Genomic DNA, 22,141 nt, shown 5'->3' with positions numbered 1-22,141 from the left:
TTCCTCAACGCCCTCGCGAGCGAACCCAGCACCTACTGAGTCCCAACCCTCACATCGGCAAACCCGCGCCGCACGACGCGCCCGCACCCTCGGGGCGCACAACCCGACGGGTGACGGTGCCCGATGGCACACTGATCGTGATCACCGGTGGGGGAGCAGCGCCCAGGAGCAGCCCGCCCCGGACGGTCCGACGAGCACCTCGGGGCGGCGGATCCGTGTGAAACGTGGCCTTGGAGAGCGCCCTCCCCGGTCAGAGCAGCCCCTGGTAGGCCCCGCCATCTACGGGGATCGCGGCCCCGGTGAGGTAGCTTGCCTGCTCGGAGCACAGGAACGCGACGATCTCCCCGAAGTCCGCCGGGTCACCGAGGCGGTGGGCCGGGATCGTAGCGAGGACGGCCTCCCGTGCGTCGTGGTCGCTGTAGACGGTGCGGACCCGGTCGGTCTCGTGCAGCCCGGGCTGCACCGAGTTCACAGTGACCCCGTCGGCGGCGATCTCCCGGGAGAGGGTGCGCAGGAACCCCGTCGCGCCGGCACGCCCGATGTTCGACAGCGCGAGGTTCGGGTACGGCTGCCGCACGCCGAGCGAGGTGATCGCGACGATCCGGCCCCACCCCTGCTCGCGCATTCCGGGCACCGCTGCCAGGCACATGCGCACCACGGCAAGCAGGCTCCGGTCCAGCGCGGCCGGGTAGGCCGATGCCGGCGTCTCGAGCGCGGTGCCGGGCGCCGGGCCGGGGCCGTTGACGACGAGGATGTCGACGCCACCCATCACCTCCGCCGCGTCCCGGACGAAGCCCTCGGCCCCCTCGGGCGTGGCGAGGTTGGCGACGACCGACAACGTGCCGTGACCCAGCGCGGCCGCGGCCGCCTCGGCCCGTCCGGCGTCGGAGCTGCAGATCGTGACCTGCGCGCCGCTCGCCACCAGCGCGGCCGCGCTCCCGTAGCCGAGCCCCGAACTCGCCGCGGCCACCGCCGCTCGCCTACCTGTGATCCCAAGATCCACCGATCCGCCTCTCCGCTGCACGACACCGTGTTCGATCCGCCATCTCACCATCCGAACGGGCCCGGACCGGAGCGCCGCCACGCCCGACCCCCAGACGGGTGTCGCCGGCGGCGAGGAGCTGCTCGCAGATGCGGACCAGCACCGCGGTGGCGTCGCGCAGGTCGGTGGGCGACAACGGCTGCGCCCTGTGCAGGCGCCAATGCGGAGCTTCGTCGCCGCGGCGCCCCGACGTCGATGGCGGCGTAGGGCTGACGGGTAACTCGTTCGCCTCGGCGTCACTGAATGCGACCCAGGTTCTCTGGTCGATAGATCATCGGGTGAACTCTGCAAATGAATCCACACACGGCCCGGGATTCGCGGTCCATATCCTCGCTGACGACCAACTGGATGTGTGTCACACGTTCGTCCGACATGTGCCCGAACGGTCGAGAAACTCCGAAGGTCGAGGTCCGAGCACGGACTGCCCGTGATATCCGGTGCGATGGCGATGCTCCAATCCACGCTGCGCAAAACCATCGACGCCGGCGACCACACTGTGCTGATCGGGAGGTCCTGGAAGTCAACGCCGAGGACCGCGACCCGCCCGTGCACTACACGCGCCGCTTGGTGGCGTACGTACGATGCTCGAGATGTCCTGAGCAGGCCAAGTCGGCCGCGGAGAGGGTAAGGATCTCACCGCGGCGGGACCACAGGACGCCCCGGTGAGATCTGGGGTGCTCGCGCGGCGAGGAACGGTCGCGGTGGGGCGGGGCCGATGCCGCGGGGGAGGGGCGGGGAATCGCCTCGATCGGCATGTCTCCGCCCAGCTGGCTGAGAGACCATGGCGGCTACTGGCTTCTGCCCCCAACGGCGGCGGCGAGGCCCGGTTCATCGGCATAGGACTCGCTGATCGCCTGCTGGGCGGCTGCTGGCAGCGTGTGCAGCTGGCGCATCACGCGCTCCGTGCGCCGGCGCACCGCCTTGCGCTCCGGCAGCCCGGCGGTGGCCTCCAACTGCGGCTTGAGCGGCGGCAGCCCGGTCAGCTCGCCGGCCTCCGCCATCTCCCGCTGGGCCTGCGCGGTGTCCTTCTCCTCCGACATGCCGATCGGGCCCTGCCGACGACCGTTAAGAAACTGCGAGACGACCGGCTCGTCGCTGGTGAGCAGCACCTCGCGGGGGCCGAACATAGCTAAGTGCTTGCGGTACAACAGTCCGATGTTGTCGGGCACCGTCTGCGCGGTGTTGATGTCGTGGGTGACGATCAGGAACGTCGAGTCCGTCTGCGCGTTCAGATCGATGATCAGCTGGTTCAGGTACGCCGTGCGCACCGGGTCCAGACCCGAGTCCGGCTCGTCGAACAGGATGATCTCCGGGTCCAGCACCAGCGCCCGCGCCAGCCCGGCCCGCTTGCGCATCCCACCGGAGATTTCCCCCGGCAGCTTCCGCTCGTCGCCGGCTAGCCCGACCATGTGCATCTTCTCCGCGACGATGTCGCGGATCTGCGCCTCGGACTTCTTGGTGTGCTCGCGCAGCGGGAACGCGATGTTGTCGTAGAGGTTCATCGACCCGAACAGCGCGCCGTCCTGGAACAGCACCCCGAACAGCTTGCGGATTTCGTACAGCCGACTCTCGCTGCACCGCACTAGGTCGGTGTCGTGGATGACAATCGAGCCCTTCTCCGGCTTGAGCAGCCCGATCAGGGTCTTGAGGAAAACCGACTTACCCGTCCCGGACGGACCCAACAACACCGACACCTCACCCGGCGGTAATGTCAAGGTCACGTCCGACCAGATGTTGGCGCGACCGAAGGACTTTGACAGGTTCTCGACCTTTACCGCGACACCACTCATTGCATCCCCATCAGATCGGATTCAGGTCCGCCAGGAGCCATCGCTCTTCAATGTGCTGCATGACAACGCGGACCCGGCTACCGCTTTGTTGCAGCGCCCCGTTTGGCCCGGCTTGGGTCCTCTGGTTGACGAACAACAGCGCCACAACTTGATCCGCCGAACTTTCCTCCAAGATGGTCGACGATCCGACGATCTCGGCGCTGGTGGTGATCTGCTGTTGCTTGGCTGCCGGCTCGATGACTTGCGAGATTAGTGTGTGGTAGTCCGTCCGGAACCCCTCGGTAACATCGTCGTCGACCCGGGCCACAAGTGCGTCGATGTTGCTGGAGTCGTAGGTCAGCAGCCCTGAGACCGTGGTTTTCGCCGCGGCTAGAGCGGCGGCCCGGTCAGCCTGCTGGGTTCCGCTGGTGTGTTGGACCCACCATGCTCCGCCCGCGAGCAACGTGAAGACCACGACGACGGCACCGAGCCCGCCGAGTGCGACTGTCGGCCTGCGAGCGAGCCCGGCCGAGAGCCAGCGCCACCCGGTGCCGGGGAGCCGCGCGGACGAGCCGGCGACTCGCATCATGATCGAAAATGTCCGGCGGAGCCGGCCGGGCGCACTGTCTGCCACAGCTGATGTCCCGCGGCTCCGCGGTGCCCACCTTCGGCCCCTGGCGGAAGGCCCGTCAGAGGGAACGGCGGCACCGCTGGCACCTCCGGTCTCGCTGGCGTCACGGGAATCCGGAGCCGACAAGGCCTGGGCGTCGAGGTCGAGGTCGGGTCCGCGTTCGTCGTGCGTCTCTGCACCGGTTATAGCCATGTCGTTCTCCCTCCTACTCATGCGACAAAGTCCACACTGGACGCCAACCAGCGGCCGTCGTCCATGTGTTGCATGGTGATGGCGAGGCGGTAGTTGCGGTCCTCGCCCTGCTGCGCTCCTGAGTTCGTCACCACGGCGTGCACGGCGAGCAGGACGCGGGCGCTGTCGGAGTTCATAGTGTCGAGGCCCGCGGCGGTCACGTTGCCAGTGGTGGACACGTTGGCCTGCCTCACGATCTGCACGAAAGGCTCCTGTCTCGACGCGAATTGCGTGTGGAAGTCGCCGGTTGTGCTGTCAAGGAGTCGTTGCAAGTCCGCGTCGGCGGTATCGGCATTGATCGATGTCAGGTTCAGCGCAACTTGACGTGCGGCGGCGATGGCCATGAGCGCACCGGCATCGCGGTCCTGCGAGCTCCAGGCCAGCACTCCGAAGACCGCCGTCGCCGCGATCGCCGCGGTGGCAACGACTCCCAGCACAGTCGCGGTGAGGCGCACCCGCCGGGACGGCCCGGACGTCCTAGGGGCTTCGTTCGTCGCTGGGGGGCGTCCCGGCTGTCGAGGTCGGTGTCCGGCACCCCCGGGGCGGTCACCCCCGGGTCCTGGTCCTCCTCGAGCGCGCCGCCCTCGCGGTTCACCGTCCGACCGTTCGTAGTAGCAGGCTCTGCCATGACATGTCCTCCGTCGGTGGCGTGGTGCTCCCGACATTGCGTAGGAAGTAGGGCTTGCCGTCCGGCCCGATAGCCCGCCCCGAGAGCGGGTCGTAAGAACCGACGGCTTCCGGGCGGCCGACGCTGAGCAGCTGACCGGCGGCGGAGTCCCGTGGGAAGGGAGGATCGTCGAGCGCGTCGACCGGCGATCCGCCGCGTCGGCAGTCGGCTGGGGAGGCACCGCGGCGGCCGGGGAACTCGGCGCACGGCAGGTTGCGGGCACCTCGGACGGCACTGGGGTGGCTGGCCGGCAGCTGGCAGTACGCATTCGGCGGCGGGGCGACTGAGGTGTCGGCCGGGTCCCGCCGCTGGTCTGCCGGGAGGTAGCCAGTGGTGCACGGCGGTGGGTCGTTCAGCGCCGTTACAATGTCGATGTTGGCCCTGTGGTCGGTTCCGTTCGGCGCGACAATGGACTGGGTGGCGGCGAGCAGCGGCGGGTAAACGGCGAGCAGGTCCTGGATGCTCCCGTTGTAGGTCAACAGGACATCACCGACGGTCACCACGTTGCCCAGCAGAACCGGCAGGGCCGGCTGGACATCGGTGAGCAGGCCCTCGACCTCCTGGGCGAACGGCTGCCCGTCGTTCAGCAAGCCGCGTATGTCCGGGTCGCTGGCACGCAGCTGGTCGGTCACCTCCGCGAGGTCGGCGGTAAGCGAGCGCAGCTCGGGGGCGATCTCGGTCTGGGTGCCGAGGAGCGGGCCGAGGTCGTCAAGGAGCTGGGCGGTGGGTTCATAGTTCTGGTTCGCGGCGGTGACGAGCCGGTTCCCGTTGTCGATGATGCTCCGTAGATCCGGGCCGAGGCCCTTGAAGGCATCGTAGGACTCATTGATCACAGTGTTGAGGTCGTCTCGCGGTAGCGCGGCCGCCAGCGCGTTGACCTGCTCCAGAACCGAGCCGATCTGCACCGGCACCGAGGTGTGATCCATCGGGATTACTTGTCCGGGCGTCATAGAGGGCCCGGAGTCACTGTCCGGGACGATGTCGATATATTGCTCCCCCACTGCGGACAGGCTGCGGGCATTTGCCCGGGCGCCTAGCGGAATCTGGACACTGCTATCGATGTTCATGGCGATCTGGACTCCACCGTCGATCAACGACAGGTCCTGCACCCCTCCGACGGGTCGGCCCCGGTAGGTGACCTCGGCGCGGTCGTAGAGTCGTGCCGCGTCGGTGAATTGCGCGCTGATCGTGTACTGGCCGATGCCGAAGAAGGCCGGCAAGCGGAGGAAAACTACCCCGAGGATCGCCGAGCCGATTAAGGTCGCGACGACCAGGAGCCCCAGTTGGGTCTTGACGAATCGGGTGAGGATCACTGCCCGCCTCCCAGGATTCGGCCGACGACGCCCTCGTCGGGGAGCGGCTCGGGTTGCGGCGTCGGGGTAGGCGAGAGATCACCTGATGTCGGAGAGTCGCCGGGTGCGCTCGGTTCGTTCCCGCTCGGTGGCATGGCTGGCCCTGCTGAGCTACCCGACCCCAGTGGGGCGAGCAGCGGATTCTCCGCCTCGCCGGCGGTACCCGGCGCACTCCCGCTCAGCATGTTCTGCACGGCATAGAGCGAGCCCTGCAGCGGAGTGCCGGACAACCATGACGCATCCAGCTTGTTGAGCGTCAGGTCGATCGTCAGGCTGATGTTGCAGTAATCGCCCCGGCATGCGTTGGGAACGGTCGCGACCGGGAACGGGACGGACAGCGCGAGGCCCAGCGAATCGACCAGGGACTTGTTGGCGTCTGCCAGCGAACGGAGGACCGGTTCCAGATCATTCAGGTTGGCAACGAGGTCCTGCTGGCTGGCGTCGATGATCGACGAGGCCGTGCTGCCGAGCCTGTCGAGGGAAACCAGCGTTCCGGTCATGTCGGTTCGTTCTCGCTCGAGTACCTGCAAAGCTGGACCCAGCTGTTCGAGCGCGTTCCCGATGACCTGGGTCTGGCCGGCCAGCGTGGTGGAGAGTTGGTTAAGGCCGTCCAGCGTGTCGACAATGTCGTCGCGTTGTGCGTCCAGCCCGGCGACGAATGTCTCCAGCTGCGGTATCAAGTCTTTGACGGCGCCGTTCTCGCCGCCCAGCGCCCGCCGGAGCTCTTTGGTGATTGTCTCCAGCTGGTTCAATCCACCGCCGTTGAGGATGACCGACGCCGCGGCGAGAACCTGTTCCGTGGTCGGGTAGGCGTTCGTTCGGGCGAGCGGGATGATGTCGCCGGCGGCGAGGCTGCCGGTGGGCTGCTCCCCGGTCGCCGGGGTTATCTCGAGGTAGGACGCGCCGAGCAGGCTGTTCTGCCCGACGGTTGCGGTGGCGTTGGCGGGCATCTGGACCGCCGCGCCGAGCTGGACGGTGGCGACGGCATGCCAGTCCCTGGTGCTCAGTGCGGTGACCGTACCGACCGGTACGTCCCCGACCCTGACCTGGGCGTTAGGCCTTAGGTTGCCGATGTCAACCAGCTCCACCTGCACCGAATACGACCCCGCGCCGGTGCCCACCGTGCCAGGTAGCGGCAGTGTGTCGACGCCAGCGAATCGACAGCTCGTGAGAGCCATGACGGTTGCTGCGACCGCGACGCCGATCCGCGGTGACCGTCCGATGGCGGGGCTCATCGGTTGCTCCTCTGGGGTATGAGCAGCTCGGAAAGGCCACCGGGGCCAGTCACCGGTGGGGCCACGTCGGACGAGCCGGACGATGGTGTCGCGTCCCGGGGTGATGCGGGGACCGGGACGCTGCCCTGCCGGCTCAGCGGCTGGACCGCCACCGGCGGGTAGTTCATGGTGAGCAGGTTCAGCAGTGGCCCGAGATAGGTCGCGCACTGCTCGGCCGCCTCTTGAGGATCGAGCTTGCCCGCCGCGCCGATCGCCGAGCAGACGAAATCGGCGGGGTTCTTCAGGTTGCTCAGCGCGAGCTTGCCATGCAACGAGGCGGTCGAGGAGTGGATGGAGTTGTAGAGGTCGACGACCGGAGTGGGTGCGACGTGTAGGGCCCATGCAAGGTCTTCCTGCTGTGCGGCCAACACTCCAGTCACGTCAGCCAGCTGGTCGACCGTGCCGTCGAGGCGATCTCGGTTGTCCGCGACGAACTGCTGGACCGTGCTGACGGTGCCGCGCAGGTCGGAGAGCGCACTTCCCAACTGTTCCTTGTTCTGTTCAAGTGTGGTGGCCACGGACGCGAGTCGCTGCCCGAACTCGACGATCTGCTCGTCGCTAGTCACCAGCGCCGAGGTGAACACCTGCAGGTTGCGGACGGTGCCGAATATGTCGTCGCTGCCGTTCGCGAGAGTGGTCATCGCCGAGGAGAGCTCCGCGATGGTCTGGTTAATGTCCTTGCCCTGTCCGCGCAGCGTGTCGGCGCCGACCCGCAGCGCGTCCGCCAGCGGGCCGTTCGGGTCGCCGGTGTGCGGTCCGAGTTGGCTTGACAGTTGGAAAAGCTGGTCCTTGATCTGATCCCACTCGACGGGCACGGCGGTGCGATCGATCGGGATGCTCGCGCCGTCGGCAAGCGTCGGGCCGTCGACGTAGCGGGGGGCAAGCTGCAGATAGCGCGTGGTGACCAGCGACGGTGCGACGATGACGGCCTTCGCGTCGGCTGGAACCTTCTGCGCCGAGTCGTAGTGAAACTCCACTCGAACTTGGCGCCCCTCCGGGGTGATCTTGTCGATCGCGCCCACCGGAACTCCGAGGATCCGGACTTCGTCGTCCTCGTAGATTCCGGTGCTCGAGGAGAAGTAGGCGACCGCCTGCAAGGTCCGGTTCGGAGCCAGGGACACGATTAAGCCGGCGAGCAGGGCGATGGCCAGGACCGCGGTCAGGACTCGGGCCGAGAGGAGCCGCTTCACCGGGTGCCTCCCGGTGCCGGAGTCGACGGGACCTGAGGCAGGTAGTCGGACAGCGGAATGAGGTTGCCGGGAATCAGGTTCTCCACATAGGCCTGGAAGAACGGGCCGGTGGCCAGCGCGTCTCCCATACTTGTCGCGAAATGGCCCGCCCCCTTGAGGATCTTGGCGATGTTGTCCTCGTTCTGTTTCAGTACCGCCAGGACCGAGTTCAGCCGATCCAGCATCGGCCCGAGCTGTGTCCGGTTGTCCGCGACTAACCCGTTGAGCTGGTGAGCCAGCGCCGATGCGTTAGCCAGCAGTTGGGTGATTGCCTCCCGGCGTGCCTGCAGCTCGGCGAGCAGTACGTTGCCGTCCCCGATCAGGAGCTTGAGCTGCTGGGCGCGCTGGGCGAGGACACCGGTGACCCCGTTGGTGTGGTTGAGGAGTTCGCGCAGTGATTGATCCCGGGAGCTGATCGTCTGGGACAGCCTTTTCACCCCGTCCAGCGCAGCCTTGAGCTGCGGCGCGGTCCCGTCCAAGGTGGTGGCGGTGGTGTTCAGCGCACTCGCCAGCTCGGGCAGGTCGATAGCCTCGGACTTGGTGGTCAGGGTCGACAAGGCGTCGGGCAGGTCGTAGGGAGCCGTGGTTCGGGTCCGAGGGATCGGCGTCGCGGAGGAGAGTTCGTCGTCTCCGCCCGGGACGAGCTTGAGGAACTTCTCGCCGAGGATGGTGGCCACGCTGACGCTGGCCGAGGTGTCCTGGCCCAGCCGGACACGCCGGTCCGTCACCCGGAAGTCGACCCGCACGTCCGGTCCGTCCAGTACAACGTCTGTCACCCGCCCGATCTCAAAGCCGCCGACCTTAACGGGGTCCCCGTCTTTCAAGCCGCCAGCTTCACCGAACAATGCGCTGTACCCGGAGCCGGTGAGGTTCACGAGTTTGTCGGTATTGAGCGCCAGCCCCAGCACGATGGTAATAACGACCAGACCCAACCCGCCGAGGAGGACCGGGTTCTTTTCGCTGAATCTGATCATGGGAGGCGGCACCTCGGTGTGTTCTGGTTGGATCCGATTACCGGTGAGGTGATCGGTTGTCCGTCCGGTCCGGTCACCTTCACCTGGACACTGCACAGGTAGAAGTTGAAGAACGAGCCATAGGTCGCGGTGCGGGTCAGGCTCTGGTAAGCCACCGGGATCTGCGCGAGGACGGCGTTGAGCGAGTCGCGGTTGTCGTCGAGGACCGTCGCAGTGCGGTTGAGCTGCTCCACCGTGCCGCGTAGCGGCGGCCGGGCCTGGTCGAGCAGCCCGGCCAGGTCGCCGGCGAAACCGTTGATCTGCTCGATCGCCGAGCCGATGGCCTGATGATCCTCGGAGAGCCCGGACACCAGCCGCTGAAGCTGGTCCAGAGTCATGGACAGCTGCTGGTCACGGGAATCGACGGTGCCCAGCACGGTGTTCAGGTTGGTGATCACCTGGCCGATAACCTGGTCTCGGTCGGCCAATGTGCCTGACAGCGACGCCGTGTGCCGCAGCAGCGAGTCCACAGTGCCCGCCCTGCCCTGCAACGTACTGACTATGTTGGTGGCCAGCGCGTTGATCTGGTCCGGCTGCAGGCCCTGGAACAGCGGTTTGAAACCATTGAGTAAGACGTCGAGATCCAGTGCCGGGGAGGTTCGGTTGGCCGGGATGATCCGGTCCGCCGGCTGGAGGCTCGTCGATCCGGGACCGTCGGTGAGCTCGAGGAAGCGATCACCGAGGAGATTCTCGTAGCGAACGAGCAGCCGGGTGCCACTCAGGACCGGCTGGCTGTGCGCGACCTCGAACTCCACCTTGATCTGGTCATCGCCTCCCACGGCGACATCGGTGACTTGACCGACCCGGACACCGGCGACGCGTACAACGTCGCCCGCTTCCAGTCCGCTGACGTCGGTGAAGTCCGCCACGTAGGAGCTCGAGCCGATGCCGACGGTAGAGCGCGCCAAGGTCACCCACAGCAGGCCACCGAAGAACAGGCCCAGAAGCAGAAAGCCCACAACCTTTATCACATCGGATCGCACGCTCATCGGGCTCCCCCAGTCGTGGTCGCCGGGCTGGAGCCGGGCCTGGGCGGACCAAAGAGCAACTCGAACGGGGGGGCTTCGACCGCGAACTCATTGCTGTTGCTCGCATTCGGGTTGGTGCCCGTGTCCGTCGGAACGTATGGGCTCGGGCGCTCGTGCTCTTCGAGCACCGGAAGCCCGTAACAGGCAGGAGGGTTATCAGCCTCGACCTTGGGCAGGTCCCGCGGGTACTCGTAGGCCTTCTGGCCGATGGTCAACGTTGTCGCGAGCCGGAGCTCCGGAGATACTCCGCCAAGGGCCGGTTCCAGTACCTGGCGGGTGTAGTCCAACCCTTCGATGAAGCAGGTCAAGCCCGGCTCGTACGCCCTGAGCAGTCCAGTGGTCGGGCGCAGCACCTCGAGTGCAGTGATGAATTCGTGCTGGTTCTGGGCTAGTACCTCACGCCCGACCTGCCCCAACGTGGTCACGTCGAGCAGGAACGCATCGAGCTCCTCGGCCTGGTCGACGATGGTGTGACCGGAGGCGGTCGCATTGTCGAGGACGCGGAGCACATCGGGGGCGACCCCGGCGTAGATCTGCGTGACATCAGCGAGTGCGACGAGGTCACGACGCAGGGTGGGCAGCTTCCCATTGATACGCGCCAGGTAGGCGTTCGCGTTGCTGGCAAGCCCGGCGATCTCGTCACCCCGACCGTCAAGGGCAAGAGCGATCTCTCCGAGCGTTGCGTTGATCTTCGCTGGGTCGACCGAGTTGAGCACCATTGCCAAATTGTCGAAGACGTTGTTCACCTCGACAGTGACGCTTTCGTTCCGGAGCACCGCGTTCGCCGCGATCCGGGCGCGGCTGGGCCGCTCAGGCTCGGACAGGGCCACGTATTTGGTTCCGAACAGCGTGGCGGGGACGATCTGGGCAGTGACGTTGGCCGGAATATCGGCGACCCTGTCCGGGTCCAAGCCGAGACTGAGAACGGCGTCCCCGCCGGCCTCCTGGATGGCGGTTACCTCGCCGACACTGATGCCTCGCAGCTTTACGTCGTTGCCCGGGGCCATCACCAGCCCCGCGCGATTTGCCACAAGTGTGACCGGAACCGTCGACCGGAAGGCCTGCGCGTAGAACGCGGCGGCCAGGGCGAACAGGCCAACCAGTACGCCGATCATGAGGACGCCCACCAGTCGGACCTTGAACGTGCTTATCTCCATTGCTGCTCAGCCCGCCAGGTGGAAGGTGTTGAAGTTGGCGTATAGGGCCATCGCTACCAGCAGGTTGACAACCATCACCGCGGACAACGAAGACCGCACCGACTTCCCAACCGCCTCGCCGACTTCGGCCGGGCCGCCGGATGCGTTGTAGCCGTAGTAGGTGTGGATGAACATCACGACAACTACCATCGCCACGATCTGGATGTAGGCGAAGACGATGTCGAGTGGGTCAAGGTAGAGGAAGAAGTAGTGCCTGAAATTGCCCGCGCCCGATTCGTAGAAGAAGACGAGGATGAAATAGTCGGCGAGAAAGCCCGCCAACGAGGCGAAGACATAGAGCGGCGTGATCACGATCAGCCCAGCGAGCACCCGCGTCGTGACGAGGTACCGCAGCGGGGGTACCGACATGACCTCGAGCGCGTCGATCTCCTCGGAGATCCGCATAGCACCGATCTGCGACGTGGTGGCCGCGCCGATGGTCACAGCCAACGCGACACCAGCCAGTACAGGCGTGGAGATTCGGATGGTAAAGTAGGCTGCGAGCAGCGGGCTCATCGAGCCGACCCCGATGTTGTTGGAGGACTCGAAGCCCTGCGCAGCGGCAACGCCGCCGGCGAAGTACGTTATCGAGGCAACGATGGCCGCCGAGCCGCCGACTAGCGCGAGCGCCCCAGATCCCATACCCAACTCGGCGATGAGCCGGATCAGCTCTTTCTTGTACAAGCGCAGAGTGGTCGGTAACGAGGTCACCACTCGTCCGTAGAACAGACCCTGCTGGCCCAGCACATCCAAGATCCGGACGGGCCCACCCGCGACGCGCTTCAGCGTGCTGGTCGCACTCCTGCGTGCCATCTCAATACCCCCCTACAGGACTGCGAATTGGACGATCGTGATGGTCAGGCTGACCGGAACAAGGACGGTGACCGTGATGACAACCGCTTGGTTCACCGCGTCTCCCACACCCTTGGAACCACCCGAGACAGTGAGCCCGCGGTAACAGGCGATGAGCGCGGCGATCACCCCGAAGACGAACGCCTTGATCATGCTGACAGCGAGCTCGGCCGGGCCGGTGAACATCGGAATACTGTCGACATACGCCCCCGGGGTGGCGCCCTGCAGATAGATAGAGAAGAAGTACCCTCCAATGAGGCCGCCGGCGCCGATGATGAAGTTGAGCACCTGGCCGACGACGACCATCGCGATCACCCGGGGAACAACGAGACGCTGGATCGGGTCGATTCCCAGCACCTGCATCGCAGCGATCTCCTCACGGATGGTCCGGGAGCCCAGATCGGCGCAGATCGCTGTCCCGCCGGCACCGGCGATGACGACGACCGTTACGAACGGTCCGATCTGCTGGATCGAGGCGATGCCCGCGATCGCGCCGGCGAGGTCCAGCGCCCCCAGATCCTTCAGTAGCAGGTTGACCTCGAAGATCACCAGCAGCGTAAAGCCGAGCATCACCAGCAACGTCGGAACAATCGAGACGCGAATGATGAACCACATCTGCTGGATCGCCTCGCGCCACTGGAACGGGCGCTTGAATAGGCTTTGCAGGGAGTCCAGAGACATGGCGAACAGCCCGCCCAGAGGGCGCAATTGCCTCGCCAGGAGTGAGGACGAGCTCGTCGTCATCGTAGCTATCTCTCCCGTCCGGTGGCGCCTTGTTCGTCCACACTCAAGCGGTTAACGAGCGATGGAAGAAAAAGTGACTCACAATCTGTACTGAGTTCTCCCCAGGGTGACGGATACCTCGGCTGAGGCGACGCCGGGCGCCGGGCGTCAGGAAGGATGTGCATGTTCCTGCAATTCATCCGCCGAAGTTTCGGCGCGGCGCCGTCGGGCTGGCTTGCCTCTGTGGCGTCTGATGGGCAAGATCATCGAAATCATGCGCTCGATCTATCACTCAATGGCCCCACAAGGACCTTCCACTCGTGAATCCGCTGCTCAACGAGGACCCCGCTGGTGGTGCACGGATCGTCATCGAGCAGCGATTTCAGCTCCGCCTCGTCGGCGGTATCAAAAACTAACAGGCCGCCGGTGCCGTCGGACCACGGCCCTGCCTCACGCACGATTCCCCGCTGAACCAGATCGCTCAGGTACTTTCGATGGAGCGGACGCACCTCGTCCACCCGCTGCGTGTCCTCGGTGTAACGCCAGATCACTGCGAACAGCGGCATCCTTGACCCCCTATTTAATATAAGTTTCGCCTTGCGCATTGGTCGTGGTCCTAGAAGTCTTGTCTTCTGGTCGCGCCGTGCGGGATCATCCGTACCTCCCGCGCCTAAAATGGTCCCTGGCCGTGCAGTCGCTTTTCCTGAATGGCTTTGAAGATCATGCCAATCTTTCGTTCCCTGATGCAGCTTCCGGGGGCGTCTGGAAGTGATTGACACACTCGTTTCCCGTGTGCGCAGGCGTCCGATCGACCGACCGCAGTCTCTTTGAGACCGCTCGAGTTTGACTTCAACCTCGGCTGGGTGAACCGGGAACGGATCCCGGTTCCAGCTTTGTGCTTCGAATGTGTCGGGCGAGGGCCCGAATGTAGATTGCCACTCCGCCGGGGCACGCAGCGTCAGCGCAACGCCGCCAGTTTCCTCGTCGCACGCTGTACCCAGCATTATTTCGGCTAGCGGGCACTCCAGGGGGTCAACAGCTTGTCCTGGTCGGGGTTGGCTGGGGTGCCGTAGACAAAATAGGTCTCGGCAGGCAGTGTCGCGCCGCCGATCGCGAGCGCGGTGTCGAAGTCAGACAGGTCCCAGGTGACGGTTTCGAAATCCGGCTCCATCTCCAGGATCCCGGAGTTACCGAACAGCTCGATGCGGTTACCACCGGGCTCGAAGACATAGAGGAAGGCACCCTGGGTGATCCCGTGCACGTCCGGACCGGCCTCGATCTGGATGCCGTACTCCCGGCACAGTTCGGCCGCATCAGTGTTGTGCTGCGGCACCCCGTACCAGAACGCCAGGTGGTGCAACCGGCCCCGAGACCCCGTCTGGTCGAGCATGATCGCCATCTCGTGGCCGAGGATGTTGACGCTCATCCAGGCGCCGATCTCGGTGCCGCCGGCCGCGGCGTCGACCACCCGCTCCCGGGTGCCGAAGCCCAGCGTCTTCTCGAAGAGCTCCTTCTGGGTGGTGACGTCGGACGCCATCAGGTTGACGTGGTCGAGTCGGCGTGGCGGCAGCCCCTGGAGCGGGCGCTTCGACCGCCGCGTCAGGATCTTGCTGCGCTGGTCCGGCGGGGCACTGAACTTCTCGACCTCCCAGACCAGCTCCATCGGGTGCCCGTCGGGGCTTTCGAACGCGAACGTACGCCCGACGCCGAGGTCGCCCTTCGTCCAGCCCTTCCCCAGACCAGCCTTATCCAGCGCAGCAGCGCGCCGCTCTAGCGCGTCGGCCGAGGTGGTCCGCCAGCCGAGATTCCCCAACCCAGGCTGGTCCCGTTCGGTCAGCTTGAGGCTGTGATGGTAGGGGTCTTCGTAGCAGCGCAGGTACACCGAGCCCTTGTTCCGGGCCGTCTCCCGCATGCCCAGCAGCTGGGTGAAGAACCACAGGCTGCCCTCCATGTCCGGGGTGAACAGCTCGGCGTGGGCCATGTGCGCCAACTCGAACCGCGGCGGCGAAGCGGCATGCGCTGAGGGGTGCGCTGCGTTTTGTACTGAGGTCATCCCATCCTCCTTCGAAACGGCGGGCTTTAGACGGCGTTAGTTCAATTCACGGTTACGATGCGCCCATGACCACGTTGCGAGCGTCGTAGGCGTGGATCCAGCCGAACTTCTCCACGAGACGGGACAGCTCGCGGTCTCGGGCGCGCGCGACTGGCCCGTCGGGCAGGTGCAGAAGCCCCGACGTAGCCGACGAACTGAGCTGGACCGCTCGGGTACGTGCCCGCCGGAACCGCTCGTAGCATCCGAATGCCACGGTGTATCGGTCTGGTCCGGCCTCGGCGAGGCAATCCGCCAGCACGGCGGCGTCCTCGATGGTTTGATTCGCGCCCTGACCGTGGTGAGGTAACATGGCATGCGCGGCATCCCCGATGAGGACGATCCGATCGCGGCTCCAGCGGGCGAGCGAGGGCAGGCTCAACAGAGCCCAGCGCGGGCTCTGCGGCACGGCTGTCAGCATCTCGATGATGGCGGGGTGCCAGCCGGTGAAGTGTCCGACCAGCTCCCCGTCTGCAGCTATCGCGGTACCGAGCGGTTCCGTCCAGATCGGCGGCCCCTCGATGACGGCGAGGAAGTTGACCATGGCGCCGATCGGGTAGTGAAGCAAATGAGCTCCGGGCCCCATCCAAAACTGAACGGCTTGTGGGTCGGGTAGTGAGGGGAGGGCCTCGATTGGGACCAGGCCCCGGAAGCCGGTGGTGCCCGAGTACACCGGGACGTCGTCGGTGAGCGATCGCCGGACCGTCGAGTGCACGCCGTCGGCGCCGACCACGACGCGGGCGCGCACCTGCGAACCGCCGGCGAAGCGGAACTCCACCCCGGCTGAATGCTCCCGAAGCTCAACGAGGGCCTGGCCTAGGTGGAGCCCGTCGCTGCCCCACGCGTCAGCAAGTACCCGCTGCAGATCACTGCGGTGAATGCCCCAGAACGGCCCGCCGAACCGCTCGGCGTACCAATCCCCGACCGTATGAGAAGCGAGCGGGCGAGCGTCGCCCCAGTGTCGATAGACGAGGCTCGACGGGACGGTCGAAACCGATGCCAACTGGTCACCGAGACCCAGATCGGTAAGCACCCGCGAACCATTAGCCGCCAGCGCGACCGCCGCCCCGACCTCACGGAGTTCATGGGCACGTTCGAATACCTCTACCCCGATGCCGTGCCGACGCAACGCCAGGGCGAGGGTCAATCCACCGATACCGGCGCCGACGATTGCAACATCGACACTTCTTTGCGCAGCATCCTTGGTGTCCATCGGCTTACCTGAACAACGAAGTACGGTCGCTGCGGCGGCCGGCGACCAGTTTACCCAACAGCCCAAGGACGGCGGTCGGGACAGGCCCGCGGACGGCCCTGCCGCCTCGGCTGTAGCTTGAGACACTGGCCTCTAGTGGGCAGATGGCCTCCAGCGAGCCGATGTCGTCGCTAGCCCAGACGCGATTCTTCGACCTCGGGCGAGAGAGGAGCTGAATTACGCCGCGACCGGAGCTATCACCCCCGCGGGCTGCAGGGCCACCGCGCCACGACTGAGGGCCCGTAGTGCACTCCACGAATACACGTCCGAGGTACGTCGCGCGGGTCGTGCGATTGTGGTCAGTGGCCGTCGACCAAACCGCTGGTCGAGTAACCCTTTTGGAGCCAAGCATAGTCATCCTCCGAAGTGCCGGGGTCTCAGCGCCTGCGCGACTGCGACCGTTTCGCCCGGCCCACTGGGTCCGCGATCTAGGGAGCCGATCGCGGCGAATGGGAGCCGATCAGAGCCATCAAATCGCTGACGTCGCCGGGCCGCCGGATCCGGGATCTACGGCGGGGCCCGAGAGCGGTGTAGCGGACCAGTCAGTGCTTGTGGCCCCAGACATCTGGTCCGGGAATTTCACACGCCTGCCAGGTGTCCTCATCGACAAGAACGCCACCCGAGCCAAATTCGGTGTTGACCCCAGCCGGTGACTCAACGTAGAACGAGAACATATTGTCGTTCGTGTGGCGGCCAATGGACATAGTGACCGGGACGTTTCGCTCTACAACGAGGTCCCAGGAGCGGCCGACGTCGTCCGGGTCTTCCACTTCAAGCAAGAAGTGATGCAGGATATTCGGTGCGCCAAAGAAGCTTGCGTCGCCGATCGCGATGCTATGGTGACGCGGATTGGTGCGCATGAAGACTGCGCTGAACGGCTTCTCGATCATATAGTCGCTGACGTCGAACCCAAGAATGTCAGTATAGAACTTTTGGGTTTCGGCAAACTTGTCACTCAAGAGCACGATGTGTCCCAAGCCGAGGTCTCCGGCTACGAATCCGGGAATCCCTCGAGGTGATGTGAAGCCATCGCTAGTTCGACTCGGGCCGGCGTACAGCTCCACACGATGACCACCGGGATCCTGAAAGTGCACCATGCTGGAAACTCTGCGCACCTCCAGCTCCTCCTGCGTGGCAGCAGTGACCTCGACGCCGCTGCGCTGCACCTCGTCGGCGGCGGCCGTGAGCGCGTCGGAGTCAGCCACCTGCCAGCCGTAGTAAGCCCCGCCATTAACCTCGGCAGGTTCTACGATGAGGCGATGATGATGATCATCCATGCGAAAGTAGCGCCGGTCCCCATCCCCGCGCACGGGCTGTAGACCCAAGATATCGGTCGCGTAGGTGGAGAAAGCTTCTGGCTGCTGCGCGTTGATCCCGAGGTACCCGAGCTGTTCGATGTTCACGAAAGACCACCCTTCTTTGTTAGAACGATTCGAGTAACATGGCCATGTAACCGGTGCGACCCGGACCAGGACATCTGCTGCGTGCTGCGTGCTGCGTGCTGCGTCGCCCAGGCCATCGACGCTGAAGGTTCCGTCGCCCTCGTCGGTCGCCAATACGCACAACCGTCAGACGTCGCCGCCCACGGTGTCGGGGTCACCTCGTGACGGGCGATGACCAGCCTCGCGCCACGTTTGGCCGCGTTGGGCTGGTCATTGCGTGGCCTCGATCGCCGCCGCAACGCCGCGACCCCGGTCACGAAGCGTCAGGATCGGGCTGCCCCGCATGTCGAGGTTTCGATGGCCGGTCGTACCGCGCCGCCGCCCTTGGGGGACGGGGCGACCTGCCTCCTCCTGGAGTTGGGCTCCTCGGTGCGCCGCCGGGCTCGCCTTTGAACAAATGCGCGGGTCGCCAGCGCCGTTTTGATCGTCTGGTCTCCAGACCCTCTTGCGTGCCAGCCATGGGCCTGCCCCTCATCGCACCGCGCCTGGGCAGCGAGGGTTGGGACGACGCTCCGAAGTGGAGCACGACTCGGGCCTGGAGGATTGATAGACAACTCGCAGGCCGGTAGGACGCGCGGTGCAGTGCATCTACCTGCGGCAATGCCCGAACCCCTCCTCTTTGAGAGCAACGCAGTCAGCCAGGAAGGCCGCACGTAGTACGGAACCCTCCGGCGGCTCAAGTTGCTATACAATCTCGGACAGGCCAGGGGCTGTCAAGGACTGCTCAGGCCGGAGTCCCTCGAGCAAACCGACAGGAAGGAGGACGCTGCTGTACGGACCGGTGGCATAAGTGACCTCTTTTAGCTGGTAGCAGCTCGGTTCCGCCGGGTGGGACTGCGGCGACGGGCGTGCACATGTAGGGGCAGCTGGCGGCTGTTAGCGGGCACGAACGGGTGGATCTCGGTCGAGATCGCTGGGAGCCCGGCACCGGACCCGGACGCAGTCCTGAGTTCGGCGAACGGAAACGCTAGGGGCGGATGACCTGTGCGGCTATGCCGTCGAGCCCCCAGCTTCGCCGGCGACTGGCGCCGCAGCTCCCACCTGGGTAAACAAGGATCCTGCCCGCAACCGCTCCAGCCTGCCGGATCACCGCCTTGGCTACGATCCTGTTGGCAGTCCCGCTCGCCGGAAGCCCGGCGGCGGCACTACCGGGACCAGAGGTGCGGCCGGCAGAAACGAGTGAGTCGGAAGACCAGGCGCGCGCAAGCAGCCGGCGGATCTGCCGGAGGAGGGGGTCGATTACGCTACAATTTGTAGAATTTTCGTGTTGAAGATCGGGCGACCGAACTCGGGACATGCAGTGGAGGGAGCGTCGCGGTGGCGATAAGCCAAGCGGACGAGGACAGCGCAGCTCTGGCGTCGGCGCAGTCGGCTACAGACAGGGCGTACTCCACGATCCTGCGCAACACCTTGACAGGAAAGTACCGTGCTGGCGAACGCCTGACGGAGTCTCGACTGACGGCCGATTTAGGCCTGAGTCGTATTCCGGTTCGCGAGGCCCTCAAACGGCTAGCACTAGATGGGGTGATCGACTTGCATCGACACCGAGGTGCCACCATCCGCGTCACAACACGGAGAGATATAGCAGAGTTCTTTCAGGTTCGTTCCATGCTTGAGAGCAACAGCGCAGCCGCTGCGGCGGGACGCATCAGAGAGCCATCTTGCGATGCCGAGCGGGGCCGCCTCATCGATCACATGCTAAGGCTGCAGGAATGGACTGCAGCCCCGGAGTCCTGCGGGAAAGAAGAATACGCGAAACACAACCATCAATTTCATCAGTTAATTATTGATCTTGGTGGGAACCAGCTTGTCGTAAAGTTCTGGGACAGTCTTCAGCTTCCCGTGCAGCGGCTCAGCTTTTTCCAGCGATACCGGCTGGCGGACCTAAAGGCTTCGATGAACGACCATTTCCGCATCGCAGAGTCGATCCTTGCTGGCGACAGCCGCGCGGCCGAGCGCTACGCCCGGGAACACTCCAATCGCGTCGCCGCGGCCGTCCACGGCTTGCCCGACCACGAGTTCAATCTCGTATTGAACCCAGGACTTATTTCGTCGCCGGGGGATATGTAAATAGAAATAGAGCCGAGTCTTCCGATCTACATGAATGAACTCAACTCGCAGGTATGGTGCGAATGTCTTCAGTAACTTCCTAAATTTTCCACTGGCTAGCTACTAGGTGAAACGCAGAATCTGTGCGTAATTCCGCCCCGCTGTCGAAGTCCCGTTAGGGTGTGCTCGGACGACCTCGGGCGTCGACTGATCCGAGGCGCCGTTGGAGTTAACTTTGCCCGGATGCACCGTCTCGCCGACCTGCTGATTGATAAGGTCGGGGTTTGGTTTGGGCGGTTTCAGAGTCGGGTTTGCGCATGATCGAGCTGCCGGTCGGCCGGCTTCTCCGAGACTTCTATGTATGCCAAGAGCCTCCGGAGGAAGTTCCTCCAGCCGGGTCCGTGTCCAGGCGCCTGGTGATCATATGCGGGGTCTGCGGTGTTCGGCGACGCGGCAGGCCGGGCTGCAGTAGCGGCGGGGTTGACCGCGCTGGATGAGGGGTGTGTGGAAGGTGCGCTCGCAGAGCCAGCGGGTGCAGCGGCAGGCCAGGCAGCCGGGATGGTCCGTGCAGAGCCCGGGGTCGCCGGGCGGGGGGTAACGATATCGCGCTGATGGTTCATCCGGTGGCCTCGACGGTGCGGGTCATCGCGGTGGTCAGGGAGGGGGAGAGCTGGCGGGCGATGTACCGCTTCAGGCAACGCCGGATCTCCTTCGGGTTCCTGCCTTCGGCGGGGCGGCGGGCGACGTAGGCCTGGGTGGTCGGGCAGTCGCGCATCCGCGTCACGGCGATGGTGCGCGAGGCCCGGTTCAGCGCGCGGTCCCCGCCCCGGTGGAGCCGGTGCCGCACGGTGCGCCCGCTGCTGGCCTGCAGTGGTCTGGCACCGGCCAGGGCGAACGCGGCGTCGTTGCGGCACCGCCCGGGGGAGAACGACTCGATGGCCTGGGCGGCGCTGACCGGGCCGATGCCACGACGCTCGATCAACCCGGGGACGACGTCGTTGACGATGGTCGGACTTGCCCTTCCTGCGCGGTGGCCCGGCCGATGCCGGCCAGCGCACCGACGGCACGGCGCCCAGGTTATGCGCGATCACGGCGAGGGCGAGCCATGCGGCGTTGGCCATGAACCGTCCGGAGGGCAGGTACGCCAGCCCGGCCGATTTCAGCTCGGCGATCGACTGCTCGACCACGGCGTGACGGCGGTGCTCCGGCTCGACTTGCACAAGGTCACCATCCCGGTCGTGACCATGGCGTGGTAGTCCCAGTCGGTGAACAGCGCCAGCTGCGAGCCCGGGGTCGGGCGCACCCGGCGCACGACTAGCCGCACCGTGATCACGGCCGGGGGTGTGGGCGAAGCAGGTGTAGGCGGCCTCGGCGTCGCCCGCGCCGGACACCTCCGGGGTGGAGCGCCACTACGGGAGCGGCGTCCACGCCGCCTCCGAGATCGAGGAGATCGCGGCCCGGATCTTCTTGTCCTGCCGGGGCGGTGACTGAAAACCGGACCCCGGACCGGCGGGCGGTGCACAGCACCGCCCGGGAGTAGAACGCCGAGTCCGCGCGGCCCGTGAGCTCTCCGGTGGCCCCGGCGCGGCGGAGCCGGCTGATCGTCTCGGTCAGGAACGACTTCGCGCCCCGCGCGGCGCTGGCCGGCCCGCCGCGGAGCCCGGAAAAGACCACCTGCCCGGTCTCGGCCAGCGTCGCCAGCTGCGGGTAATAGCCTCGAACGTTGGTATAGCCGAACCCGGCGCCTGCTTCGTCCGGCCGTAGACCGGGCAGATCGTCGAGTCCAGATCGATCGTCAACGGGCCCGCCGGATCATTCGGTGCGGCGCCAGCGGCCCACAACCGGGCCAGCTGTTCCCGGGTCACCGCGTCGAGCTCGCGCACGCCTGCCCACTTGAGGTGCGCAGCCACGACCGATCGTCGACGGCGCACGGAGACGGTCGAACAACTCGCCGGTCGCGCCCCCTGCAACAGCGTGGTGTCGGCCACCGAGTCCCCGCCCAGCAGCATCGCCCCGACCACCGTCAGCGCCTTCGTGCCGCCGTTCGCGCCGGGCCGGGCCAGCCGCACCCGTTGCTCGACCAGGCCGGCGAGCCCGATCTTCTGGGCCAGCACGGCCACGGGCCACAGCCCGGCGCCCGACACGAGATTCGGCTCGTCGCAGCTGACCGACACGGCTGCTGAGATTGTGGGTAGCTCGCATCTACCAGGTGCCTTCCGGGCCGGGGAACGATTAGCGTCGAGAACCACATCGTCCCTGCTCAGAGGCATTTGGCCTTTCAGGCGCGCCGTATCAACCGCAC

20 protein-coding genes are annotated in these 22,141 nt (G+C 65.7%); 1 reads left to right on the top strand and 19 read right to left on the bottom strand.

The window, feature by feature from the left end:
* Window positions 1-250: 250 nt before the first annotated feature.
* The 16 genes from WBK50_RS34505 to WBK50_RS34430 form a co-directional block, all read right to left on the bottom strand.
* Window positions 251-970: an SDR family oxidoreductase gene (locus WBK50_RS34505; protein WP_341339945.1), complete on the bottom strand. Its 720-nt coding sequence runs from the start codon at window positions 968-970 to the stop codon at window positions 251-253.
* 860 nt (window positions 971-1,830) lie between these two features.
* The gene (locus WBK50_RS34500; protein ID WP_341339944.1) at window positions 1,831-2,832 is read right to left on the bottom strand and encodes an ABC transporter ATP-binding protein; all 1,002 of its coding nucleotides are present in this window, start codon (window positions 2,830-2,832) and stop codon (window positions 1,831-1,833) included.
* Window positions 2,833-2,842: 10 nt separating this feature from the next.
* Window positions 2,843-3,400: a hypothetical protein gene (locus WBK50_RS34495; protein ID WP_341339943.1), complete on the bottom strand. Its 558-nt coding sequence runs from the start codon at window positions 3,398-3,400 to the stop codon at window positions 2,843-2,845.
* A 251-nt stretch (window positions 3,401-3,651) separates the two neighbouring features.
* Complete coding sequence (locus WBK50_RS34490; protein ID WP_341339942.1) at window positions 3,652-4,128, bottom strand: hypothetical protein; 477 nt, start codon at window positions 4,126-4,128, stop codon at window positions 3,652-3,654.
* Between the two features lie 136 nt (window positions 4,129-4,264).
* A complete protein-coding gene (locus WBK50_RS34485; protein ID WP_341339941.1) occupies window positions 4,265-5,653 on the bottom strand; it encodes an MlaD family protein in 1,389 nt (462 codons plus the stop codon).
* Window positions 5,650-6,927, bottom strand: coding sequence for an MCE family protein (locus WBK50_RS34480; protein ID WP_341339940.1), 1,278 nt, complete (start codon window positions 6,925-6,927; stop codon window positions 5,650-5,652). Before WBK50_RS34480 ends, WBK50_RS34485 begins: the two co-directional genes overlap by 4 nt.
* Window positions 6,924-8,156, bottom strand: a complete 1,233-nt coding sequence (locus WBK50_RS34475) for an MCE family protein (protein ID WP_341339939.1) — start codon at window positions 8,154-8,156, stop codon at window positions 6,924-6,926. Before WBK50_RS34475 ends, WBK50_RS34480 begins: the two co-directional genes overlap by 4 nt.
* Window positions 8,153-9,169 carry an MCE family protein gene (locus tag WBK50_RS34470; RefSeq protein WP_341339938.1) on the bottom strand — a complete coding sequence of 339 codons (1,017 nt, stop codon included), beginning with the start codon at window positions 9,167-9,169 and terminating at the stop codon, window positions 8,153-8,155. Before WBK50_RS34470 ends, WBK50_RS34475 begins: the two co-directional genes overlap by 4 nt.
* Window positions 9,166-10,197: an MCE family protein gene (locus WBK50_RS34465; protein WP_341339937.1), complete on the bottom strand. Its 1,032-nt coding sequence runs from the start codon at window positions 10,195-10,197 to the stop codon at window positions 9,166-9,168. The genes WBK50_RS34470 and WBK50_RS34465 overlap by 4 nt, the downstream gene beginning before the upstream one ends.
* Window positions 10,194-11,363, bottom strand: coding sequence for an MCE family protein (locus tag WBK50_RS34460; RefSeq protein ID WP_341339936.1), 1,170 nt, complete (start codon window positions 11,361-11,363; stop codon window positions 10,194-10,196). Before WBK50_RS34460 ends, WBK50_RS34465 begins: the two co-directional genes overlap by 4 nt.
* A gap of 36 nt (window positions 11,364-11,399) precedes the next feature.
* Window positions 11,400-12,245, bottom strand: coding sequence for an MlaE family ABC transporter permease (locus tag WBK50_RS34455; RefSeq protein ID WP_341339935.1), 846 nt, complete (start codon window positions 12,243-12,245; stop codon window positions 11,400-11,402).
* Window positions 12,246-12,257: 12 nt separating this feature from the next.
* Window positions 12,258-12,965 carry an MlaE family ABC transporter permease gene (locus WBK50_RS34450; RefSeq protein ID WP_341339934.1) on the bottom strand — a complete coding sequence of 236 codons (708 nt, stop codon included), beginning with the start codon at window positions 12,963-12,965 and terminating at the stop codon, window positions 12,258-12,260.
* A gap of 314 nt (window positions 12,966-13,279) precedes the next feature.
* Complete coding sequence (locus WBK50_RS34445; protein WP_341339933.1) at window positions 13,280-13,573, bottom strand: YciI family protein; 294 nt, start codon at window positions 13,571-13,573, stop codon at window positions 13,280-13,282.
* 446 nt (window positions 13,574-14,019) lie between these two features.
* Complete coding sequence (locus WBK50_RS34440) at window positions 14,020-15,060, bottom strand: VOC family protein (RefSeq protein WP_341339932.1); 1,041 nt, start codon at window positions 15,058-15,060, stop codon at window positions 14,020-14,022.
* A 52-nt stretch (window positions 15,061-15,112) separates the two neighbouring features.
* Window positions 15,113-16,309, bottom strand: coding sequence for an FAD-dependent monooxygenase (locus tag WBK50_RS34435; protein WP_341339931.1), 1,197 nt, complete (start codon window positions 16,307-16,309; stop codon window positions 15,113-15,115).
* A gap of 581 nt (window positions 16,310-16,890) precedes the next feature.
* Window positions 16,891-17,751: a VOC family protein gene (locus WBK50_RS34430; RefSeq protein ID WP_341339930.1), complete on the bottom strand. Its 861-nt coding sequence runs from the start codon at window positions 17,749-17,751 to the stop codon at window positions 16,891-16,893.
* Window positions 17,752-19,107: 1,356 nt separating this feature from the next.
* Here WBK50_RS34430 and WBK50_RS34425 point away from each other — a divergent pair.
* Entirely contained in the window at window positions 19,108-19,860 is a 753-nt protein-coding gene (locus tag WBK50_RS34425) for a GntR family transcriptional regulator (protein WP_341339929.1), read from the top strand.
* Window positions 19,861-20,455: 595 nt separating this feature from the next.
* Here WBK50_RS34425 and WBK50_RS34420 read toward each other — a convergent pair.
* The 3 genes from WBK50_RS34420 to WBK50_RS34410 form a co-directional block, all read right to left on the bottom strand.
* Window positions 20,456-20,821: a transposase gene (locus tag WBK50_RS34420; protein ID WP_341339928.1), complete on the bottom strand. Its 366-nt coding sequence runs from the start codon at window positions 20,819-20,821 to the stop codon at window positions 20,456-20,458.
* Window positions 20,822-20,998: 177 nt separating this feature from the next.
* A complete protein-coding gene (locus tag WBK50_RS34415; RefSeq protein ID WP_341339927.1) occupies window positions 20,999-21,172 on the bottom strand; it encodes a hypothetical protein in 174 nt (57 codons plus the stop codon).
* 277 nt (window positions 21,173-21,449) lie between these two features.
* Window positions 21,450-22,013, bottom strand: coding sequence for a hypothetical protein (locus WBK50_RS34410; RefSeq protein WP_341339926.1), 564 nt, complete (start codon window positions 22,011-22,013; stop codon window positions 21,450-21,452).
* Window positions 22,014-22,141 lie beyond the last annotated feature (128 nt).

It is taken from the genome of Pseudonocardia sp. T1-2H, assembly GCF_038039215.1.
GTDB lineage: Bacteria > Actinomycetota > Actinomycetes > Mycobacteriales > Pseudonocardiaceae > Pseudonocardia.
Note: the sequence above shows the minus strand (reverse complement) of the source record. Positions and strands in the feature narration are given on the sequence as shown.

Excerpts from the sequence above, each read along its gene's own strand:
- WBK50_RS34500 (WP_341339944.1), bottom strand. The coding sequence starts at position 2,832 with ATGAGTGGTGTCGCGGTAAAGGTCGAGAACCTGTCAAAGTCCTTCGGT.
- WBK50_RS34495 (WP_341339943.1), bottom strand. The coding sequence starts at position 3,400 with ATGATGCGAGTCGCCGGCTCGTCCGCGCGGCTCCCCGGCACCGGGTGG.
- WBK50_RS34480 (WP_341339940.1), bottom strand. The coding sequence starts at position 6,927 with ATGAGCCCCGCCATCGGACGGTCACCGCGGATCGGCGTCGCGGTCGCA.
- WBK50_RS34470 (WP_341339938.1), bottom strand. The coding sequence starts at position 9,169 with ATGATCAGATTCAGCGAAAAGAACCCGGTCCTCCTCGGCGGGTTGGGT.
- WBK50_RS34465 (WP_341339937.1), bottom strand. The coding sequence starts at position 10,197 with ATGAGCGTGCGATCCGATGTGATAAAGGTTGTGGGCTTTCTGCTTCTG.
- WBK50_RS34455 (WP_341339935.1), bottom strand. The coding sequence starts at position 12,245 with ATGGCACGCAGGAGTGCGACCAGCACGCTGAAGCGCGTCGCGGGTGGG.
- WBK50_RS34450 (WP_341339934.1), bottom strand. The coding sequence starts at position 12,965 with ATGTCTCTGGACTCCCTGCAAAGCCTATTCAAGCGCCCGTTCCAGTGG.
- WBK50_RS34445 (WP_341339933.1), bottom strand. The coding sequence starts at position 13,573 with ATGCCGCTGTTCGCAGTGATCTGGCGTTACACCGAGGACACGCAGCGG.
- WBK50_RS34440 (WP_341339932.1), bottom strand. The coding sequence starts at position 15,060 with ATGACCTCAGTACAAAACGCAGCGCACCCCTCAGCGCATGCCGCTTCG.
- WBK50_RS34435 (WP_341339931.1), bottom strand. The coding sequence starts at position 16,309 with ATGGACACCAAGGATGCTGCGCAAAGAAGTGTCGATGTTGCAATCGTC.